Annotated in this window: 17 protein-coding genes, 1 tRNA gene and 1 pseudogene; 7 read left to right on the top strand and 12 right to left on the bottom strand. The window is 68.6% G+C overall.

Annotated features, from left to right (window positions below):
* Nucleotides 1-331: 331 nt before the first annotated feature.
* On the bottom strand, nt 332-1,843 hold the full coding sequence (gene rpsA, locus AB0B48_RS11695) for a 30S ribosomal protein S1 (RefSeq protein ID WP_091407939.1): 1,512 nt from the start codon (nt 1,841-1,843) through the stop codon (nt 332-334).
* A gap of 506 nt (nt 1,844-2,349) precedes the next feature.
* Here rpsA and AB0B48_RS11700 point away from each other — a divergent pair.
* The 4 genes and pseudogenes from AB0B48_RS11700 to AB0B48_RS11715 form a co-directional block, all read left to right on the top strand.
* Nucleotides 2,350-3,156 (top strand): class I SAM-dependent methyltransferase, encoded by an 807-nt coding sequence (locus tag AB0B48_RS11700; protein WP_357199447.1) that lies wholly within the window; start codon nt 2,350-2,352, stop codon nt 3,154-3,156.
* A gap of 55 nt (nt 3,157-3,211) precedes the next feature.
* Complete coding sequence (locus AB0B48_RS11705; RefSeq protein ID WP_357199450.1) at nt 3,212-3,814, top strand: Uma2 family endonuclease; 603 nt, start codon at nt 3,212-3,214, stop codon at nt 3,812-3,814.
* Nucleotides 3,815-3,850: 36 nt separating this feature from the next.
* Complete coding sequence (locus tag AB0B48_RS11710) at nt 3,851-4,063, top strand: DUF2945 domain-containing protein (RefSeq protein WP_357199453.1); 213 nt, start codon at nt 3,851-3,853, stop codon at nt 4,061-4,063.
* Nucleotides 4,056-4,394, top strand: a pseudogene (locus tag AB0B48_RS11715) (DUF3140 domain-containing protein); the annotation flags it as partial. The gene AB0B48_RS11710 and the pseudogene AB0B48_RS11715, both read left to right, overlap by 8 nt.
* A 324-nt stretch (nt 4,395-4,718) precedes the next feature.
* On the opposite strand, the gene polA reads toward AB0B48_RS11715, so the two are convergent.
* The 11 genes from polA to AB0B48_RS11770 form a co-directional block, all read right to left on the bottom strand.
* On the bottom strand, nt 4,719-7,418 hold the full coding sequence (gene polA / locus AB0B48_RS11720) for a DNA polymerase I (protein ID WP_357199456.1): 2,700 nt from the start codon (nt 7,416-7,418) through the stop codon (nt 4,719-4,721).
* Nucleotides 7,419-7,508: 90 nt separating this feature from the next.
* Nucleotides 7,509-8,315, bottom strand: coding sequence for an amino acid ABC transporter ATP-binding protein (locus tag AB0B48_RS11725; protein WP_355007594.1), 807 nt, complete (start codon nt 8,313-8,315; stop codon nt 7,509-7,511).
* Nucleotides 8,315-9,292, bottom strand: a complete 978-nt coding sequence (locus AB0B48_RS11730) for an amino acid ABC transporter permease (protein ID WP_355007595.1) — start codon at nt 9,290-9,292, stop codon at nt 8,315-8,317. Before AB0B48_RS11730 ends, AB0B48_RS11725 begins: the two co-directional genes overlap by 1 nt.
* Before the next feature lie 3 nt (nt 9,293-9,295).
* Nucleotides 9,296-10,207 (bottom strand): ABC transporter substrate-binding protein, encoded by a 912-nt coding sequence (locus tag AB0B48_RS11735; RefSeq protein ID WP_357199459.1) that lies wholly within the window; start codon nt 10,205-10,207, stop codon nt 9,296-9,298.
* A 35-nt stretch (nt 10,208-10,242) separates the two neighbouring features.
* Entirely contained in the window at nt 10,243-10,953 is a 711-nt protein-coding gene (locus AB0B48_RS11740) for an ABC transporter ATP-binding protein (RefSeq protein WP_355007597.1), read from the bottom strand.
* Nucleotides 10,943-11,734, bottom strand: a complete 792-nt coding sequence (locus AB0B48_RS11745) for an ABC transporter ATP-binding protein (protein ID WP_357199502.1) — start codon at nt 11,732-11,734, stop codon at nt 10,943-10,945. The genes AB0B48_RS11740 and AB0B48_RS11745 overlap by 11 nt, the downstream gene beginning before the upstream one ends.
* Nucleotides 11,735-11,780: 46 nt before the next feature.
* Nucleotides 11,781-12,890, bottom strand: a complete 1,110-nt coding sequence (locus AB0B48_RS11750; protein ID WP_355007598.1) for a branched-chain amino acid ABC transporter permease — start codon at nt 12,888-12,890, stop codon at nt 11,781-11,783.
* Complete coding sequence (locus AB0B48_RS11755; protein WP_091407906.1) at nt 12,887-13,837, bottom strand: branched-chain amino acid ABC transporter permease; 951 nt, start codon at nt 13,835-13,837, stop codon at nt 12,887-12,889. Before AB0B48_RS11755 ends, AB0B48_RS11750 begins: the two co-directional genes overlap by 4 nt.
* Before the next feature lie 109 nt (nt 13,838-13,946).
* Nucleotides 13,947-15,107, bottom strand: a complete 1,161-nt coding sequence (locus AB0B48_RS11760) for a branched-chain amino acid ABC transporter substrate-binding protein (protein WP_357199464.1) — start codon at nt 15,105-15,107, stop codon at nt 13,947-13,949.
* Nucleotides 15,108-15,364: 257 nt separating this feature from the next.
* Entirely contained in the window at nt 15,365-16,522 is a 1,158-nt protein-coding gene (locus AB0B48_RS11765) for a hypothetical protein (RefSeq protein ID WP_357199505.1), read from the bottom strand.
* A 25-nt stretch (nt 16,523-16,547) separates the two neighbouring features.
* Nucleotides 16,548-17,168 (bottom strand): response regulator, encoded by a 621-nt coding sequence (locus AB0B48_RS11770; RefSeq protein WP_091408093.1) that lies wholly within the window; start codon nt 17,166-17,168, stop codon nt 16,548-16,550.
* Between the two features lie 105 nt (nt 17,169-17,273).
* Between AB0B48_RS11770 and AB0B48_RS11775 the strand changes: the two genes are divergently transcribed.
* From AB0B48_RS11775 to AB0B48_RS11785, 3 genes are all read left to right on the top strand, one after another.
* A tRNA-Leu gene (locus tag AB0B48_RS11775) sits at nt 17,274-17,350 on the top strand.
* A gap of 32 nt (nt 17,351-17,382) precedes the next feature.
* Nucleotides 17,383-18,132 (top strand): transcriptional regulator, encoded by a 750-nt coding sequence (locus tag AB0B48_RS11780; protein ID WP_357199471.1) that lies wholly within the window; start codon nt 17,383-17,385, stop codon nt 18,130-18,132.
* Nucleotides 18,133-18,223: 91 nt separating this feature from the next.
* Nucleotides 18,224-18,874 (top strand): NAD-dependent epimerase/dehydratase family protein, encoded by a 651-nt coding sequence (locus AB0B48_RS11785; RefSeq protein WP_357199474.1) that lies wholly within the window; start codon nt 18,224-18,226, stop codon nt 18,872-18,874.

Here is an 18,874-nt window from a genome sequence, read left to right on the forward strand (position 1 = left end):
ATATCACCCCAACAACCGGGATGTTGCGGCCCCCGGCGCGCGCGACACCGCAACACCCCTTATGTTGCGCGGATCATGACGACGAACCCGCCCCGGAGACACCGGGAGCGGGGTTCGGGACGCCCACGACCGCCAAGATCGTGCTCGAACCAGGATGTAGTGGTCTACGGCGGTGGGGAGGCCCCTACATCATGGATCGAGCACGATCTTGGCGAGCTGGCGGGCGGGTCAGCGAGCGGGCGGGGCGGCAGGGCGTACCGCGGACACGGCGAGGGCCCCGCCCCCAGCGATCCGGAGATCGCGGGGACGGGGCCCGTCGTCGTTCAGCGGGTCACTTACCGCCGGCGAGCTTCTCCCGCAGTGCGGCGAGCGCCTCGTCGGTGGCCAGCGTGCCGGCCGGCTCCTCGGCCTGCCGGCTCGGGGCCGGGCTGGACGAGGAGGTGGTGCCACCGCCACCGCCGCCGGCAGCGGCCGGAACGGCCGGAGTCGGGTTGGCGGCAGCCTCGGCGTCGGCGGCCCGAGAGGTCTGCACCTGCTTGGTGTGGGCCTCCCAGCGCAGACGAGCCTCGGCGTACTGGTTCTCCCAGGTCTCGCGCTGCTTGTCGTACCCCTCGAGCCACTCGCCCGTCTCCGGGTCGAAGCCCTCGGGGTAGATGTAGTTGCCCTCGGTGTCGTACGTCGCGGCCATGCCGTAGAGGGTCGGGTCGAAGTGCTCCTCGCCCTCGACGAAGCCCTCGTTGGCCTGCTTGAGCGACAGCGAGATCCGGCGACGCTCAAGGTCGATGTCGATGACCTTGACCATGACCTCGGAGCCAACCTGGACGACCTGCTCCGGGATCTCCACGTGGCGCTCGGCCAGCTCGGAGATGTGGACCAGACCCTCGATGCCGTCGTCCACGCGGACGAACGCACCGAACGGAACCAGCTTGGTGACCTTACCCGGCACGATCTGCTGGATCGCGTGGGTGCGGGCGAACTGCCGCCACGGGTCTTCCTGGGTCGCCTTCAGCGACAGCGAGACCCGCTCGCGGTCCAGGTCGACGTCCAGGACCTCGACCTCGACCTCCTGGCCGACCTCGACGACCTCGGACGGGTGGTCGATGTGCTTCCAGGACAGCTCGGAGACGTGCACCAGACCGTCGACGCCGCCCAGGTCCACGAAGGCGCCGAAGTTGACGATCGAGGACACGACGCCCTTGCGGACCTGGCCCTTCTGCAGCTTGTTGAGGAACTCGGTGCGCACCTCGGACTGCGTCTGCTCCAGCCAGGCCCGGCGGGACAGGACCACGTTGTTGCGGTTCTTGTCCAGCTCGATGATCTTGGCCTCGAGCTCCCGCCCGACGTACGGCTGCAGGTCGCGCACACGACGCATCTCGACCAGGGACGCGGGCAGGAAGCCGCGCAGCCCGATGTCGAGGATGAGGCCGCCCTTGACCACCTCGATGACCGAACCGCGGACGACGCCGTCCTCGTCCTTGATCTTCTCGATCGTGCCCCAGGCCCGCTCGTACTGTGCCCGCTTCTTGGAGAGGATCAGACGACCCTCCTTGTCCTCCTTCTGGAGGACCAGGGCCTCGATGTGGTCGCCAACCGTCACAACCTCGGCGGGGTCCACGTCGTGCTTGATCGACAACTCCCGAGAGGGGATGACACCCTCGGTCTTGTAGCCGATGTCGAGCAGGACCTCGTCCCGATCGACCTTGACGACGGTGCCTTCGACAATGTCGCCGTCGTTGAAGTACTTGATGGTCTCGTCGATCGCGGCGAGGAATGCCTCCTCGGAACCGAGATCGTCGTGGGTGACCCGGGTGGCGCTCGAGGGGGCCTCGATGCTGCTCGTCATGTGGGCGGTTGCTCCGGTCGGTGGGTTGTCACAGCAGGCTGGTGTGTCGCAGTGACCTGTTCGCGCCAGCGGATCCGTCGCCGGGCACACCGAACGATCGCCTAGTGAGATCATGATGTGGCTCCGTCGACCGCGCACCTGCTCCCTGCCGAGGCAACGCGATCCGCGAGCGCATCGTCTAGCCTACCGTGCGCATTACCACAGCGTGCAAGCCCTCCCGGGTTCTCTTCGTGCGATGACCTGCGAAAGCCGAACAATCGCCCGGAAAACACCGCTGCTGTCTCCTGCGTCACAGCAGCCCCTCCCGCCCCGTCGGCGCGCACCACGGGCCGCGCTTGGTCGCCCCGGCTCCCCGGGTATCGCTGCGGCCCGCCGGCACGGTCGAAGCGGCTCGGACACCGCGACGTCACCGAAGCCGGGTCGATCAAGCCCAGCGCGCGAGGAGTCGCGCAGATCCTGGACGCGCCGCCGTGCCCAATGGGCTGGGTGGGGCCTAGCGTGAGCGCGTGGATGACGACAGCCGGGTTACCCGGCGCCGGGTGGGTGACGCCGAGGCCCGGCGCGCCAACCGCGGCTGGTGGGACACCGACGCCGACGACTACCAGGCCGAACACGGTGCGTTCCTCGGCGACGTGGACTTCGTGTGGTGCCCCGAGGGCCTGCGCGAGGCCGACGCCCGGCTGCTCGGCGACGTGTCGGGGCGGCGGGTGCTGGAGGTGGGCGCCGGCGCCGCGGCCGCCGCCCGCTGGCTCGCCACCCAGGGCGCCCGGCCGGTCGCCTTCGACCTGTCCGCCGGCATGTTGCGGCACGCCGCCGAGGCCGCCGACCGCACCGGGGTACGCGTACCGCTGGTGCAGGCCGACGCGCTCGCCCTGCCGTTCGCCGACCGGTCGTTCGACGTCGCCTGTACCGCGTTCGGCGCGATCCCGTTCGTGGACGACTCGGCGGCGCTGCTCGCCGAGGTGCACCGGGTGCTGCGCCCGGGTGGCCGGTGGGTGTTCTCGGTGACCCACCCGATGCGGTGGATCTTCCTCGACGACCCTGGCGAGGGCGGCCTGACGGCCGTGCACTCGTACTTCGACCGCTCCCCGTACGTCGAGCAGGACGAGACCGGCGTGGCCACCTACGTCGAGCAGCACCGCACCCTCGGCGACCGGATCCGCGAGCTGGTCGGTGCCGGGTTCCGGCTGTTGGACCTGGTGGAGCCGGAGTGGTCGGAGGGACACGAGGGGATCTGGGGGCAGTGGAGCCCGCTGCGCGGACGACTCTTCCCCGGCACCGCCATCTTCGTCACCGAGAAGCCCGCCGGGTGAGCGCCGCACCCGTTGTCCGACGTGCGAGCCATCGACCGCCGGTAGGCTCGTGCCCATGAGCGCCGAGCCCGTCCCGACATCACCTGGCCCCTGGTGTCCGGATCCGATGCGGCAGCAGCGTGCCGACTACACGCTGGAGGACCTGCTCACCCTGCCGGACGACGCCCCCCGCGTCGAACTCGTCGACGGAGTTATCCAGGTGACACCCTCCCCCACCCTGGGCCATCAAGACATCTCGCTGTTGCTAGCGCACTGGCTGCTGCAACACGCGCCGGCCGACCTACGAGTCGTCCAGGCGGTCGGAGTCGGGCTGAGTCCCAATACCAGCCGACAGCCGGACGTGCTCCTACGGCGGGCCGGCGTGGCTCCTTCCCGGTCCACTCTGCGGCCAGAGGATGTCGTGCTCGCCGTGGAGATTGTCTCGCCGGGAACGCGACGGATCGACCGGTTCGCGAAACCGGGTGAGTACGCCGCCGCGGGCATCCCGTTCTACTGGCGAATCGAGCAGGACCCGGTGCACGTGTACGCGTACCGGATCGGCGATCGGGTGGGGCCGGGCGGTGAGCGGCAGTACGAGCTGGTCGCCGACGGTGCCGACGTGATCGAGTTGGCTGAGCCGTTCGACATCAAGCTGCCGGTCGCCGAGATCACGCCGTAGCCGTTTCGCCCCAGCCGGGTCGGGTAGCCGAGGACCATGGCCGAACCGAGATTTCACAAGGGCGACCATGTCTCCTGGTCGGCCCACGGCAGCCGCGCGTACGGCGTGGTGCAGGAGACGATCACCGAGCGGACCAGGGTCAGCGGGCGGGCGGTGAACGCGGCCCCCGACGACCCGCAGTACCGGGTCCGCAGTGACGGCACGGGCCGCGACGTGGCCCACCGCCCCGGGGCGCTGCGCCATGAGTAAGAGTGACGAGGGCCGGGACACCTACCGGGAGTTCACCGAGGCGGTGAACATGAAGCCCGGCGAGCTGTCCACGTGGCTGGAGACCGACGAGTCGAAGCAGGTCGGCTGGCACAAGGGCGGTCGTGCGGGTGGTGGCGAGTCCGTCGGGCACGAGTCCGGTCGGAAGATCATCAACTTGCTCCGTCGCAAACGCGGCGATCTGTCCGAGGGCGACTACAAGCACATGCGCAAGGTCGTCGGCTACGTACGCCGGCACATGGCGCAGCGCCCCTCCGGCAACGTCCGCGACACCAAGTGGCGCTGGTCGCTCATGAACTGGGGCCACGACCCCATGAAGTAGCTGGTCAGCGCCGCACGATCTGCCCGTCGTCGGTGACGTTGGTGCCTCACAACGCCACGATCCGCACTGTCCCCGACGTTGCGCAGATCGGACCTGGTGGCGTTGCAGTCGGTGTTGCCGGAACGACCGCCGGCCGATCCCGCCTCGGTCGTGAAATAGCGCCCGTCGGCGAGTGCCCAACCACGCCAGCTGCCGCGACCAGGTCAGGGGTTCCGGGGCAGCCCGACCCACGCAGGGATCAAGCCTGACCGCCCGGAGTGGGTCGGGCTGCCCCGGAACCCCACACCGCAACCCCCACCACCGCCAGCACAAAGATCAGTGATCGGCACTGTTCCAGTCCCGGCCCAGACCGACCGACACCTCCAGCGGCACCGACAACGGGTGAGCCTCGCCCATCTCCCGCCGGACCAGGGCCTCCAACGCCTCCCGCTCACCCGGCGCGACCTCGAAGACCAACTCGTCGTGCACCTGCAACAGCATCCGTGAGCCCAGCCCAGCCTCGCGGAGCGCGGTGTCGACGTGCAGCATCGCCACCTTGATGATGTCGGCGGCGGAGCCCTGGATGGGGGCGTTGAGCGCCATCCGCTCCGCGATGTCACGGCGCTGCCGGTTGTCGCTGACCAGGTCGGGCAGGTAGCGGCGTCGGCCGAGGATGGTGGAGGTGTAGCCGTCCTGGCGGGCCCGGGCGACCACCTGCTGGAGGTAGTCGCGCACCCCACCGAAGCCGGCGAAGTAGTTCTCCATCAGCCCGCGCGCCTCTTCGGTGCTGATGCTGAGCTGTTGGGAGAGGCCGAAGGCGCTCAGGCCGTACGCCAGGCCGTAGTTCATGGCCTTGATCTTGCGGCGCTGGTCGGGGGTGACCTCGCCGAGCGGCACCCCGAAGACCGACGAGGCGGTGGCGGCGTGGAAGTCGGCACCGGAGTTGAACGCGTCGATCAGCGCGTCGTCCGAGCTGAGGTGCGCCATGATGCGCATCTCGATCTGGCTGTAGTCGGCGGTGAGCAGAGACTCGTAGCCGTCTCCCACCACGAAGGCCCGACGGATCCGACGGCCCTCCTCGGTGCGGATCGGGATGTTCTGCAGGTTGGGCTCGGTGGAGGAGAGCCGACCGGTGGCCGCCACGGTCTGGTTGAAGGTGGTGTGGATCCGGCCGTCGTCGGAGACCGACTTCAGCAGCCCGTCGACTGTCGACTTGAGCTTGGCAACGTCGCGGTGACGCAGCAGGTGGGCCAGCACCGGGTGCGGCTGCTGCGCGTAGAGCCACTGCAGAGCGTCGGCGTCGGTGGTGTAGCCCGTCTTGATCTTCTTGGTCTTCGGCAGACCCAGTTCGGTGAAGAGGATCTCCTGCAACTGCTTGGGCGAGCCGAGGTTGAACTCCCGACCCACCGCCTCGTACGCGCCCTGCGCGGCGGCCTTCACCTCGGCGGCGAAGTGGGCCTCCAGCTCGGAGAGATAGTCGGTGTCGGCGGCGATGCCGGTGCTCTCCATGGTGGCCAGCACCCGCATCAGCGGCAGCTCCACGCCGGCCATCAGCCGGGCCGACTGCTCGCCGTCGCGGGACAGCTCGGCGTCGATCGCGTCGGCCAGGTCGAGGGTGGCGCGGGCCTGGAGCATCAGGTTCTGCTCGACCACCCCTTCGTCCCCGAGGCCGTCGAGGGTGAGCTGGCCGGACTCCGGGACGTCCACCCGCAGCTCCCGGTGCAGGTAGCGCAGCGCCAGGTCGGTCAGGTCGTAGGACCGCTGATCGGGGCGGGCCAGGTACGCGGCGATCTGGGTGTCCCGGACGATGCCGGCGAGATGCCAGCCGTGTGCGGCGCAGGCCAGTACAGCCGGCTTGCTGTCGTGCAGCACCTTGGGGCGCTGCTCGTCGGCCAACCAGCTGGCCAGGGCGCCCTCGTCGGTCGGGTCGAGCGTTGCCGGGTCGACCCAGGCCGCCGCGCCGCCGGCGGTGGCCAGCGCGAGACCGGTGATCGAGGCGGTGTGCCGGCGGTTGGGACCGGTGTCGAGTTTGACCGCCAGCCCGACCGGGGTGCCGGTCGGGACGTGCGTGGTCAGCCACCCGGCCAGCGCGCCGGGCTCGGTGAGCACCTCGCCGGTGAGGTCGAAGCCGGACTCGGCCTCCGGCTCGACCGCCTCCAGGTACTGGTAAAGGCGGTCGCGCAGGATGCGGAACTCTAGGGTGTCGAAGACCTGGTGCACCGCCTCCCGGTCCCAACCTGTCCAGCGGCTGTCCTCCGGGCGTAGCGGCAGCTCCAGGTCGGAGACGAGGCGGTTGATCTCGTAGTTGCGGATCACGTCGGCGAGTCGCTCCCGCAGGCTGTCGCCGGCCTTGCCCTTGATCTCGTCGGCCCGGGCGATGACGCCCTCCACCCCGCCGTACGTGGTGATCCATTTGGCGGCGGTCTTCGGGCCGACGCCCGGGATGCCGGGCAGGTTGTCACTGGTCTCGCCGACCAGCGCGGCGAGGTCCCGGTACTGCTGTGGCGTAACGCCGTACTTCGCCTCGATCGCCGCGGGGTCCATCCGGGCCAGGTCGGAGACGCCCTTGCGCGGGTAGAGGACGGTGATCTGATCGTCGACCAGCTGGAACGCGTCGCGGTCACCGCTGCTGATCAGCACCGACATGCCCTGGTCGCGGGCCTGGCAGGCGAGGGTGGCGATGACGTCGTCGGCCTCGAAGCCCTCTTTCTCCACCACGGGGATCTGCAGGGCTGCCAGGACCTCCTTGACCAGGCTGACCTGGCCCTTGAAGTCGGTCGGGGTCTCGCTGCGGCCGGCCTTGTACTCCGCGTACTTGTCGGTGCGGAAGGAGTGGCGGGAGACGTCGAAGGCCACCACGATGTGAGTGGGTTGCTCGTCGCGCAGCACGTTGATCAGCATCGAGGTGAAGCCGTACACCGCGTTGGTCGGCTGCCCCGTCGTGGTGGAGAAGTTTTCCACGGGCAGGGCGAAGAACGCCCGATATGCCATGGAATGTCCGTCAACGAGAAGCAGGCGCGGCGTCGTAGCTGTCACGGCAGCGACTCTAGTCCGCCGCTACGACAGGACGGGACACCGGCACGACGCCCGGCGCGGCCGAACGGAACGGCCGCGCCGGGCACCGGCTCAGAGCACCTTGGCCAGGAACGCCTTAGTCCGGTCGTGCCGGGGGTTGGCGATCACCTCGCGCGGCGCGCCGGACTCCACCACCACACCGTCGTCCATGAAGACCAGCGAGTCGCCGACCTCCCGGGCGAAGCCGATCTCATGGGTCACCACGATCATCGTCATGCCGTCGCGGGCAAGGTCCTTCATCACGTCGAGCACCTCGCCGACCAGCTCCGGGTCCAGCGCGCTGGTGGGCTCGTCGAAGAGCATCAGCTTCGGCTGCATCGCCAACGCCCGGGCGATGGCGACGCGCTGCTGCTGCCCGCCGGAGAGCTGCCCAGGGTAGTTGCCCAGCTTGTCGCCGAGCCCGACCCGCTCGAGCAGCGCGGCGGCCCGCTCCCGGGCGGCGGCCTTGCGCTCCCGGCCCAACAGCACCGGCGCCTCGGCGACGTTTTGCAGGGCGGTCATGTGCGGAAAGAGGTTGAACCGCTGGAACACCATGCCGATCGCGCGGCGCTGGGCGGCGATCTCCTTCTCCCGCATCTCGTGCAGCTTGCCACCGCGTTCCCGGTAGCCGATCAGGTCGCCGTCCACCCGGATCCGGCCAGCGTTGATCTTCTCCAGATGGTTGATGCAGCGCAGGAACGTCGACTTGCCCGAGCCGGAGGGCCCGAGCAGACAACAGACCTCGCCGCTGCGGACCTCCAGGTCGATGCCCTTGAGCACCTCCACCGGCCCGAACGACTTGTGCACCTGCTCGGCGCGGACCATCACGCCGTCGGCGGCCGTCTCCGCGGCCTCCGCCGATGTCGTCACCTGCGTCATCACCGACCCGCCTCGCTCGCGCTGCCGCCGGCCTCAGCGGTGATCCCGCGCAGTCTGATCTTGGCTTGGGCGCTCCTGCCGAACCCCCTGGAGAAGTGTCGCTCCAGGTAGTACTGCCCGACGAGCAGCACGCTGGTCAGCAGCAGGTACCACAGGCAGGCCGCCACGTACATCGGGAAGACCTGGAAGGTCCGGTTACCCACGGCCTTGAGCTGGAAGAACAGCTCGGTGGAGACCGGCACGAAGGCCACCAGCGAGGTGTCCTTGAGCATCGCGATGGTCTCGTTGCCGGTCGGCGGGATGATCACCCGCATCGCCTGCGGCAGCACGATCCGGCGCAGGATCTGGGTACGGCTCAGGCCCAGCGCCTGCGCCGCCTCGGTCTGCCCCTCGTCCACCGACTGGATCCCGGCCCGGACGATCTCGGCCATGTACGCCGCCTCGGAGAGCCCGAGCGCCAGCATGCCGGCGACGAATCCCGTGAGGATCTCCAGCGCGGAGAAGCCGAACAGACGTGCCTCGAAGTCGTCGACGCCGAAGAGCGCGCCGATCTGCCGATCGAACGGCAGGCCGAACTCGATCCGGGCCCAGAGGATGCCGAGGTTGCCGAAGAGGATCGCCAGCACCAGCCGGGGCACGGCCCGGAAGAACCAGGTGTACGCCCAGGAGACGCCCCGCAGGATCGGGTTCTCCGACAACCGCATGATGGCGACGACAACGCCGAGACTGACGCCGATCAGCATCGCGAGCACGGTCAGCGCGAGCGTGCCGCGCAGACCCTCCATGATCGGCGGCCGGAACATCTCGTCGACCATGAACGCCCAGTTGAACGCCTTGTTCGTCACCAGCAGGTGGACGAACATGGCCACCAGCACCCCGATCACGGCGACCGCTACCCAACGCCCGGGATGCCGGACGGGCACGGCCTGGATGGGTTCCGGCCGTGCCCGTTCGGTTGTGTCCGTTTCCGACGACATGCGTCAGTTGGCGGGGTTCAGCGCCGAAGAGGTGATGGCGCCACCCTCGACGCCCCACTTCTTCAACGCGGTCTGGTACGAGCCGTCAGCGATGACCGCTTGGACGGCTTCCTTGAGCACCTCGGCGAAGGCGGTCTGGTCCTTCTTGACGGCGTAGCCGTACGGGGCGGACTCGTAGATGTCGCCGATCAGCTCCAGCGAACCGTTGCTCTGCTTCACCGCGTACGCCCCGACCGGCGAGTCGGCCAGCATGGCGTCGTTCTTGCCGCTGAACACGGCGGCCGTGGCGTCGCTCTGCGCCTGGTACTGGTCGATGGCGATCGCCGGCTTGCCGCCGGTGGTGCACTTCTTCGACCGGGCGGTGATGTCGTCGAACTGCACGGTGCCGGTCTGCACGGCGATCTTCTTGCCGCAGGCGTTGTCAATGTCGATCTTGGCCGCGTTGCCGGCCTTGGTCACCCACTGAGTGCCGGCGGAGAAGTAGCTCACCATGTTGACGCTCTTGAGACGCTCGGCGTTGATCGTGAACGACGACACGCCGATCTCGTACTTGCCGGAGTCGACACCGGGCAGGATCGCGTCGAACGGCGACGACTCGTACTCGGCCTTGAGACCGAGCTTCTGCGCCACCGCGTTGAACAGCTCGACGTCGAAGCCGACCACCGTCTTGCCGTCGGCGTCGAGGAACTCCGCCGGGGCGTACGTCGAGTCGGTGCCGACCTTGATCACACCGTCGGACTTGATGGCGTCGGGCACCTTCCCGGCCAGCGCCGAGTCGGCCGCCGCCGTGACGGTCGGGCCGGCACCGGGTGAGCCGCTGTTCTCCTTCTCCCCACACGCCGTCAGCGAGAGGGCGATCAACGCCGCACTGGCGGCGCCGAGCGCCGCCCGCCGGGCACCGTTGGTAATGAACATTTCTGCACTCCTTGCGTGAGGGGTGTGACGGCCGCTCAGGCCACGCCGAGGTATGCCTCTTTGACCGCCGGGTCGTGCAGCAGCTCGGCACCGGTTCCGGTCTTGACGATCCTGCCGGTCTCGAGCACGTACGCCCGGTGCGCTCGGGCCAGCGCCTGCTGCGCGTTCTGCTCCACCAGCAGGACGGTGGTGCCCTGCTCGTTGATCTCCTTGATGATGTCGAAGATCTGCTGGATCAGCATCGGCGCCAACCCCATCGAGGGCTCGTCGAGCAACAGCAGCTTGGGCCGGCTCATCAACGCCCTGCCGACGGCCAGCATCTGCTGCTCGCCGCCGGACAGGGTACCGCCGGCCTGCTTACGTCGCTCCGCCAGCCGGGGGAAGAGGTCGAGCACCCGGGCCAGGTCCTCGGCGATCCCGGCGCGGTCGCGCCGGGTGTACGCCCCCATGTCCAGATTCTCGAGCACCGACATGCCGGGGAAGATCCCCCGACCCTCGGGCGCCTGGCAGAGCCCCCGCCGGACCCGCAGGTCGGCTCGGAGCTTGGAGATGTCCTCACCCTCGAAGCGGATGCTGCCGGTGGCGATCGGCCGAATCCCGGAGATAGCCCGCATGGTGGTCGACTTCCCGGCGCCGTTGGCGCCGATCAGCGCGACGATCTCACCCTCGGCCACGGTCAGGCTGATGCCGTGCAACGCCTGGATCCGCCCGTAGAGCAGGCTCACATCGTCGATCTCAAGCAACATCGTCCGGCACCCCCAGGTACGCCGCGACCACCTTCGGGTTGTCCCGCACCTCGGCGGGCAGCCCTTCGGCGATCTTCTTTCCGAACTCCAGCACGACGATCCGGTCAGTGACGCCCATGACCAGGCGCATGTCGTGCTCGATCAGCAGCACGGTCACGCCGGTGTCCCGGACCTGCCGGATGAGCTGGAGCAGCTCCTCCTTCTCCGCCGGGTTGAAGCCGGCGGCCGGCTCGTCCAGGCAGAGCAGCACCGGATCGGTGGCCAGCGCCCGGGCGATCTCCAGCCGCCGCTGCTCCCCGTAGGAGAGGTTGCGGGCGAACTCGTGCAGCCGGTGCCGGATGCCGACGAACTCCAGCAGCCGCTCGGCCTTCTCCCGTCCCTCACGCTCCTCGCGCCGGTGCCGAGGCAACCGGAACAGAGCGGAGATCACGCTGGTCTTGTGGTGCGCGTCCGCGCCGACCTGGACGTTCTCCAGGGCGGTCATCTCCGGGAACAGGCGGATGTTCTGGAACGTCCGGGCCATACCCATCTGGGTGATCTGGTGGCGCTTCTTCCCGCTGATCTTGCCGCCACGGAACCGGATCTCACCCTTGGTGGGCTGGTAGATGCCGGTCATCGCGTTGAAGCAGGTGGTCTTGCCAGCGCCGTTCGGGCCGATCAGCCCGAGGATCTCCCCCTTGTAGAGGGTGAAGTTGACGTTGTCGAGCGCGACCACGCCGCCGAAGCGCAGCGTGACGTCGTCGACCTCCAGCAGCGGCTCCCGGTTGGGGACCGCCTCCACCGCCGGCGCGCCGGCCTGCGCCGGAACAGCCGGCGTCTGATCGGTGTCACTCACCGACGATCACCTCCTTGCGACGGTCTTTGAACTCCGCCGCCCGTCGTCGGTTCGGAATCAGGCCTTCCGGCCGGAAGATCATCATCACCACGAGGACCAGACCGAAGATCAGGAACCGGTACTCGTACAGCTCCACGCCGAACAGCTCGATGCCGCGGAACCGCTCGATCATGTACGCCACCAGGCCACCACCGACGATCGCGCCGACGATGTTGCCCGAACCACCGAAGATCACCGCCGCCAGGATGATGATCGAGTTGAGCAGCTCGAAGTTCTGCGAGTTGACGAAGTTCTGCTTACCCGCGAAGAGCGCGCCGGCCAGGCCGGCGATCGCGGCACCCGAGGCGAACGCCCAGAGCTTGAACTTGAACGTCGGCACACCCATCAGCTGCGCGGCGTCCTCGTCCTCCCGGATCGAGATCCAGGCCCGACCGACCCGACTGTTCGTCAGGTTCCGCACACCGATCACCACCAGGATGATCAGCGTGAGCACCAGCCAGTAGTACGGCCGGGCGTCCAGCACGCCGAAGAACGGCTTGCCGTCGGCGTACTTGCCGGGCGGGTGCGGGATCTGGTTGAAGCCCCGCTGTCCCTTGAGGAACTCCGAGCTGACCGCGGCGATCCGGATCATCTCGGCGAAGCCGAGCGTCACGATCGCCAGGTAGTCACCGCGCAGACGCAGCGTCGGCGTACCGAGCATCACACCCGAGAGCATGGTCAGCCCGATCGCCAGCGGCACCACGAGCAGCCACGGCCAGAGCGTCTTGAGGTTGCTGCTCGGCGACGTCAGCACCGCGACGGTGTACGCGCCGACGGCGAAGAAGCCGAAGTAGCCCAGGTCGAGCAGGCCGGCGAAACCGACCACGATGTTCAACCCGACGGCCAGCAGCACGTAGATCGAGACGGTGAACAGCACCTGCGTGAAGTTCGCACCGGGGGTCGGGATCGGCCCGAGATACTGGTAGAACTCCCTGTTCGGCAGCGCGTAGAAGAACGCGATCACCGCGACCAGCAGCGCCCAGCGCACCCAGCGCGGCGCGCCACGCCACCGTTCTCCGGCCGCCTCGCGGCCGGAACGCACCCTCTCCAGGACGGTCGTCATGCCCGTGCCCTCCCCAGCGATTCGCCCAGCAGACCGGTCGGCCGGAACATCAGCAGCACCACCAACACCGCGAAGGCAGCGAAGTCCTTCCACTGACTGCCGAACAGACCTGCGGCGTAGTTCTCCACCACGCCCAGCAGCAGGCCACCGATCAGCGCGCCGCGCAGGTTACCGATACCACCCAGCACCGCGGCGGTGAAGGCCTTGAGCCCCAGCAGGAAACCGACGCTGTAGGTCAGGGTCTGGATTCGCACGTCGTAGAGCAGACCGGCCACGCCGGCCATGGCACCACCGGTGATGAAGACCATCAGGATGATCCGGTCCTTGTTCACACCCATCAGCGCGGCGGTGTTGGCGTCCTGGGCCACGGCCCGGATGCCCCGACCGGTACGGCTGCGGTTGATGAAGAGGTCCAGCAGGACCATCATCAGCAGCGCCGCGCCAATCGTCAGCAGCTGCACCGAGTCGATCGGCACGCCGAAGAGGTGGAACAGCGGCTTGCTGCTCACCAGACTGGGCGCGCCCTCCGGCAGTCGGCGGGTCCAGATGCCGAAGGCCTCGGAGATCGCGATCGAGGCACCGATCGCGGTGATCAGGAAGGCCAGCGGCGGGGCGTTGCGCTTACGCAACGGCCGGTACGCCACCCGCTCGATCACCGTCGCGGTGCCCGCCGAAGCGATGGCGGCGACGATCATCGCCACCAGCAGGTAGAACAGGATCGAGCCGATCCCGCTGACCTGTGAGTTCTGGTCGAGTCCAAAGCCGTTCCAGGTCCAGATCGCTGCGAACGCGCCGGCGATGAAGACCTCGGAGTGAGCGAAGTTGATGAGTCTCAGCACGCCGTAGACCAGCGTGTAGCCGAGCGCGACCAGGGCGTAGATCGCGCCCTGGGTCAGGCCGGTCGTGGTGAGTTCTCCGAAGTTGGAGAACAGTCCATTGAAGTCCAAGGGAGGGACGCTCCATCAGGTCTGGAGAGAAAAATGGGGCGCGGCCGGGAGCGAGCCGCTCCCGGCCGCACCCGCGATCACAACTCAATCGCCGTAGCAGCGACCAACATCAGGACTTGGGGATCTCCTGGTCCGGGACAACCTTGCCGCCCGTGACCTTGAAGGCCCAGACCTTGACCTGTGCCGGGTCCAGCTCGCCGGTCTCGGTGAACTTGTAGCTCGCCGCGACACCCTCGCCGCTGTAGCCCTTCACGAACTCCAGCAGGCCCTCACGGGTGGTCTTGCCAGCCTTGATGCCGGCCAGCAGGATGTTCGCCGCGTCGTAGGCGGTGTCGCTGTAGGTGCCCGGGTCGGTGCCGTGGAGCGCCTTGAACTCCTGCACGAACGTGCCCCGGGCCTCGGCGGCCGGCTGGCACGGGCAGGTGAGGATGGTGCCCTCGGCTGCCGCTTGACCGGCGGAGGTGATGTACGCACCGTCGTTGACGCCGTCGCCGGCGACCAGCGGCGCGGTGACCCCGGCAGCGGTGAGCTGCTTACGGATCAGGCCGGCCTCCTGGTAGTAACCGCCGTAGAAGATCGCCTTCACGTTGGCGGCCTTGACCTTGGTGACCACACCGGAGAACTCGACCTGCTTGCCCTCGCCCTGGACCTTGTCCGAGCCGACGACCGTCGAGCCGAGGACCTTCTTGACCTCGTCGGCCAGGCCGGCACCGTACGCGGACTGGTCATCGATGACGTAGACCTTGTCGGCCTTCATCACGTTCTTAATGTAGTTGCCGGCCGCCGGGCCCTGGCTGAAGTCGTTGCCGACCGCGCGGAAGAAGGTCTTCCACTTCTGGTCGGCCAGGCTGGGCCGGGTCGCGGACGGAGTGATGGTCACCAGGCCGGCCTCGTTGAACAGCGGGCCGGCCGCCTCGGACTCACCCGAGTACGCCGGGCCGATGATGCCAAGGATCTTGGTGTCGTCGATCGCCTTCTGCGCCAGACCAGGCGCCTGGTCGGGGCTGCCCTGCGAGTCCAGGGCGGCCAGCTCGACCTTGCAGTCGGCGTTTTCCTTGTTGTACTTGTCGACGGCGAGCTTGACACCGTTGTTCTCGTTGATGCCGAGCGCGGCCGAGCTGCCGGTCAGCGCGCCGAAGAATGCGATCTTGTTGCCGCAGGAGTCACCGCCCCCGCCTGCCGCATCGTCGCCACTGGAGCATGCGGTTCCGCCGGCGACGAGCGCCACCATGGCGACCCCACCGATAACGCGCGCGAGCTTTTGCCTCAAGGCCCGAACCCTCCTCGTCCCATGGTCCGAACCACCCGCTGGCTATTGGCCCTTGCGGGGGCGGACGAACCAGACCGTCGTCGCCGGTCTGGGGCCGGACGTTATCCCACCGTGGAGCTGTGACGTAAGCCCCAAGCGAGCGGGTTGACCGAACCGTTACACGCCGTGGCGGATTGGAAACGATCCCTGTAAGAACCTTCGGTTGTGAAGCTTTTTCACCTTCGTTTCGTCGGCGCCGGCCAAAGGGCTTCCATCAGCTACCGATCAAGGTCCGACACCCCGGCCCACCAGGCACGCGACGTTTTCCCATCGTCGGCCACCAACAGCAGTCGATCTCCAGTCGAGGTCACCGAGACCGCAGTGTCTCCGCTGTCCGGTACGGGCCGCGGCATGCTCACCGCCCGCCATGACTCGCCCATATCGACCGAGAGCCACAGTGCGTGACGGTCCCCGTCCCTCGTCACCGCCACCAACCTCTGCCCGACGGCCACCAGCCCGGCCGCCGACGCCACACCTGGTCCGGCCGCCCCGAATCCGCCCGCCGGCCGCCAGCCCTGCGTGGTCAGCCGCCAACTGCCGAATCCAGCCCGCATCGGCCCGACCGCCACCGGCACGCCGCCAGCCACTGCCACCCGTTGCGCCTGCCCCCGCCCATCCACCACCGGCAGGGCGGCCCGTCGCCAACTCCGGCCGTCCGCCGAGGACCAGGCCAGCGGCACCAGCGCCGTACCCCCGGGCGGCAGCAACGAACCCACCACCAGCCAACCCGACGGCACGGCGACCGCGTCGTACGCCGCCGTCCGCCCCCGCTCGTCACCGGCCAGCTCCGGCGCGCCCTCCACCAGCGCGAACGCGGCCGCGTCCGGGGAGATCCAGACCGCCGCACCGTCGATCCGACTACCGGCGATCAACCAGCCCTGCGGCCCCGCCGCCAACCGGGCCACGTTGACCGCTCGCGGCCCGGCGTACCGCTCGAAGGGCGCGTCCACCTCCTGCAGCGTGCCGTCCGACGCCTGCCTCCAGGTGCCGGTGCGGGGATTGCCGTGCGCGCCCCCGTTCTTCGCCCCGACCGCCGCCAGCCGTCCGTCCCGGCAGGCTGCCGCGGAGAGCACGTGCTGTCGGCCGTAGAACGTCACCGGCGCCGTCGGCAGCGGCACCCAGGAAATGGCATCCGGGCTGCTCCAGGCGGCCGGGCGGGTCTCCCCGGCCAGATCGACCACGCCGCCGACCACGTACCACCGGCCGGCACAGGCGGTGGCGTCGCGCAGCACCGGTCGACCCGGCACACCCGGGGTGTCCGGCAGGACCACCGACTGCCAGGCCGGCCGGACCGGCAGCGGCTCCGGACAGTCGGGACAGGCCGAGGACTCACAGGCCGTCACCAGCACGGCGAGAACGCTGAGCACTGCCCCCATCCGCCGCGACACGGGTCGACGCCGGTCAGGGTGCCGGGAGGGTCACCTCGCCGCCGGCGGTCTCCGCGAGGATCCGCTCGGCAACCTCTTTCATGGTCATTCGGTGGTCCATCGCGGTGCGCTGGATCCACTTGAACGCCTGCGGCTCGGTCATCCCGTACGTGGTCATCAGCGCACCCTTGGCGCGCTCCACCGACTTACGGATCTCCAGGCGGTCGGTCAGGCTCGCGACCTCGGCCTCCAGGGCCGCGACCTCCGAGTAACGCGACAGCGCGATCTCCACCGCCGGGACCAGGTCGCTCTTCTGGAAAGGCTTCACCAGGTACGCCATCGCGCCCGCCGCCCGCGCCCGCTCCACCAGATCGCGCTGGCTGAACGCGGTCAGGATGATCACCGGGGCGATCCGGGCGCCGGCGATGCGCTCGGCGGCGGCCAGCCCATCCATGATCGGCATCTTGATGTCGAGGATGACGAGGTCGGGCTTCAGCTCCTCGGCGAGGCGTACGGCTGTCTCGCCGTCACCGGCCTCCCCCACCACCTCGTAACCCTCTTCGACGAGCATCTCGGCGAGGTCCAGCCGGATCAGCGCCTCGTCCTCGGCGATCAGTACGCGCCTACGCTCGGCATCCGTCGGCGTCTCAGCCACCAGCCCTACCCCCACCAGTCATAAGCCGACACCAACCCGACCGGGTGTCGCCGCCCTCAGCGTAGTAGGTAACCTATGGAAGGCCACCAGAGCATTCGGCCAAGCGTCCCCGTATTCCAACCGGCAGAGAAGCGGAGCTCAAACCTCCGACAGTGTGGGTTCGAATCCCACCGGGGGCACCAAAAGTGTCGTACGGCTGTTCCAAAGTCGTCGTGTGCATCCTCCTGAACTACGCATTCGTGCGCGGCAGCAGCACCTCGCGGGCAGCACGGTCGCCGAGGTTGCCAGACGTCTGCGACTTCCGTACGCGACGGTCAGGGGCTGGTGCAAGCACCAGGTCCAGCCGAGAAGGTCCAGCAGCGAGCTTCGTTGCTTTCGCTGCCGGCCTGAGGTCAAGAATCAGACAGATCCGTCCGCATATCCCTACCTGCTCGGCCTCTACCTGGGCGACGGTCATCTCGTCACCTCCGCACGGGTACCGGTGCTGCGCATCGCTTGCAGCAGTAGTTGGCCGGGCTTGATCGAGGCTTGCGACGCCAGCATGCGGCAGGTGCTCGCGGCGAAGGTCCAGCGCGTCCGGCAGCCTGGTTGCGTCAGCGTGCAAAGCTCCGGCAAGCACTGGCCATGCCTGCTTCCTCAGCACGGACCCGGCAGGAAACACGAACGTCCGATCATTCTCGCCGACTGGCAACGGGACATCGTCGCGACGCATCCAGGTGACTTCCTGCGCGGGCTGTTCCACTCCGACGGCTGTCGGTTCGCCAACCGGGTGACAGTGCGCGGCAAGGCCTACGTCTACCCGCGCTACATGTTCGTCAACGAGTCTGCCGACATCATGCGGCTCTGCCAGTGGAGCCTCGACCTGCTCGGCGTCACCTGGCGGATGAACCGGCGCAACTCGCTGTCGGTGGCGCGGCGCGACGCCGTCGCCACGTTGGACCGGCACGTCGGTCCCAAGTCCTGACCGGCACCGCGCACATCACGCCGACCGTGGCAGCCTGGCTGACGCGCCTCCGGACGGCCGGTGGCGGTGGCGGCGACAGGGGTGCGATCTGATGCGGGTGGTTGTGTTCGGTGCGACCGGGATGGTCGGTCAGGGTGTGTTGCGCGAGTGCCTGCTCGCCGATGACGTGCGCGAGGTGCTGACTGTCGGTCGGCGACCGACTGGTGCGCGGGACCCGAAGCTGCGGGAGCTGACGGTCGCGGACGTGGGCGAGTTGGACGCGGTGCGGGCCGAGTTGACAGGTGTCGACGCGTGTTTCTACTGCCTCGGAGTGTCCTCACTGGGTCTGGACGAGGCCGCGTACACCCGGGTCAGCTACGACTACCCCCTCGATGCGGCACGGTTGTTCGCACAGGTGAGCCCGCAGGTCACCTTCGTCTACGTCTCGGGGCAGGGGACCGACTCGTCGGGGCAGGGTCGGGTGATGTGGGCGCGGGTCAAGGGGCGTGCCGAGAACGCGATCATGGATCTGCTGCCCAACGGTTACGCGGCGCGGCCGGGGTTCATCCAGCCGACGTACGGGGCGGTGTCGAAGACGCGGTGGTACCGGTTCGGGTATGCGGTCACCCGTCCGCTGTTTCCGGTGCTGCGTCGGTTGCTGCCGAACCAGGTCACCACCACCGACGGGATCGGTCGGGCGATGTTGCGGGTGGCTCGGCAGGGTTCGCCGGTGCGGGTGTTGGGCAACCGCGAGCTGCGCTGA

This window comes from Micromonospora sp. NPDC049089 (assembly GCF_040648775.1).
Taxonomy (GTDB): Bacteria; Actinomycetota; Actinomycetes; order Mycobacteriales; family Micromonosporaceae; genus Micromonospora.

Bases quoted from the DNA above. Each gene is read 5' to 3' on its own strand.
- AB0B48_RS11735 (WP_357199459.1), bottom strand. From the start codon at position 10,207: ATGTTCATTACCAACGGTGCCCGGCGGGCGGCGCTCGGCGCCGCCAGT.
- AB0B48_RS11740 (WP_355007597.1), bottom strand. From the start codon at position 10,953: ATGTTGCTTGAGATCGACGATGTGAGCCTGCTCTACGGGCGGATCCAG.
- AB0B48_RS11765 (WP_357199505.1), bottom strand. From the start codon at position 16,522: ATGGGGGCAGTGCTCAGCGTTCTCGCCGTGCTGGTGACGGCCTGTGAG.
- AB0B48_RS11785 (WP_357199474.1), top strand. From the start codon at position 18,224: ATGCGGGTGGTTGTGTTCGGTGCGACCGGGATGGTCGGTCAGGGTGTG.
- AB0B48_RS11750 (WP_355007598.1), bottom strand. From the start codon at position 12,890: ATGACGACCGTCCTGGAGAGGGTGCGTTCCGGCCGCGAGGCGGCCGGA.
- rpsA (WP_091407939.1), bottom strand. From the start codon at position 1,843: ATGACGAGCAGCATCGAGGCCCCCTCGAGCGCCACCCGGGTCACCCAC.
- AB0B48_RS11710 (WP_357199453.1), top strand. From the start codon at position 3,851: ATGGCCGAACCGAGATTTCACAAGGGCGACCATGTCTCCTGGTCGGCC.
- AB0B48_RS11725 (WP_355007594.1), bottom strand. From the start codon at position 8,315: ATGACGCAGGTGACGACATCGGCGGAGGCCGCGGAGACGGCCGCCGAC.
- AB0B48_RS11705 (WP_357199450.1), top strand. From the start codon at position 3,212: ATGAGCGCCGAGCCCGTCCCGACATCACCTGGCCCCTGGTGTCCGGAT.
- AB0B48_RS11730 (WP_355007595.1), bottom strand. From the start codon at position 9,292: ATGTCGTCGGAAACGGACACAACCGAACGGGCACGGCCGGAACCCATC.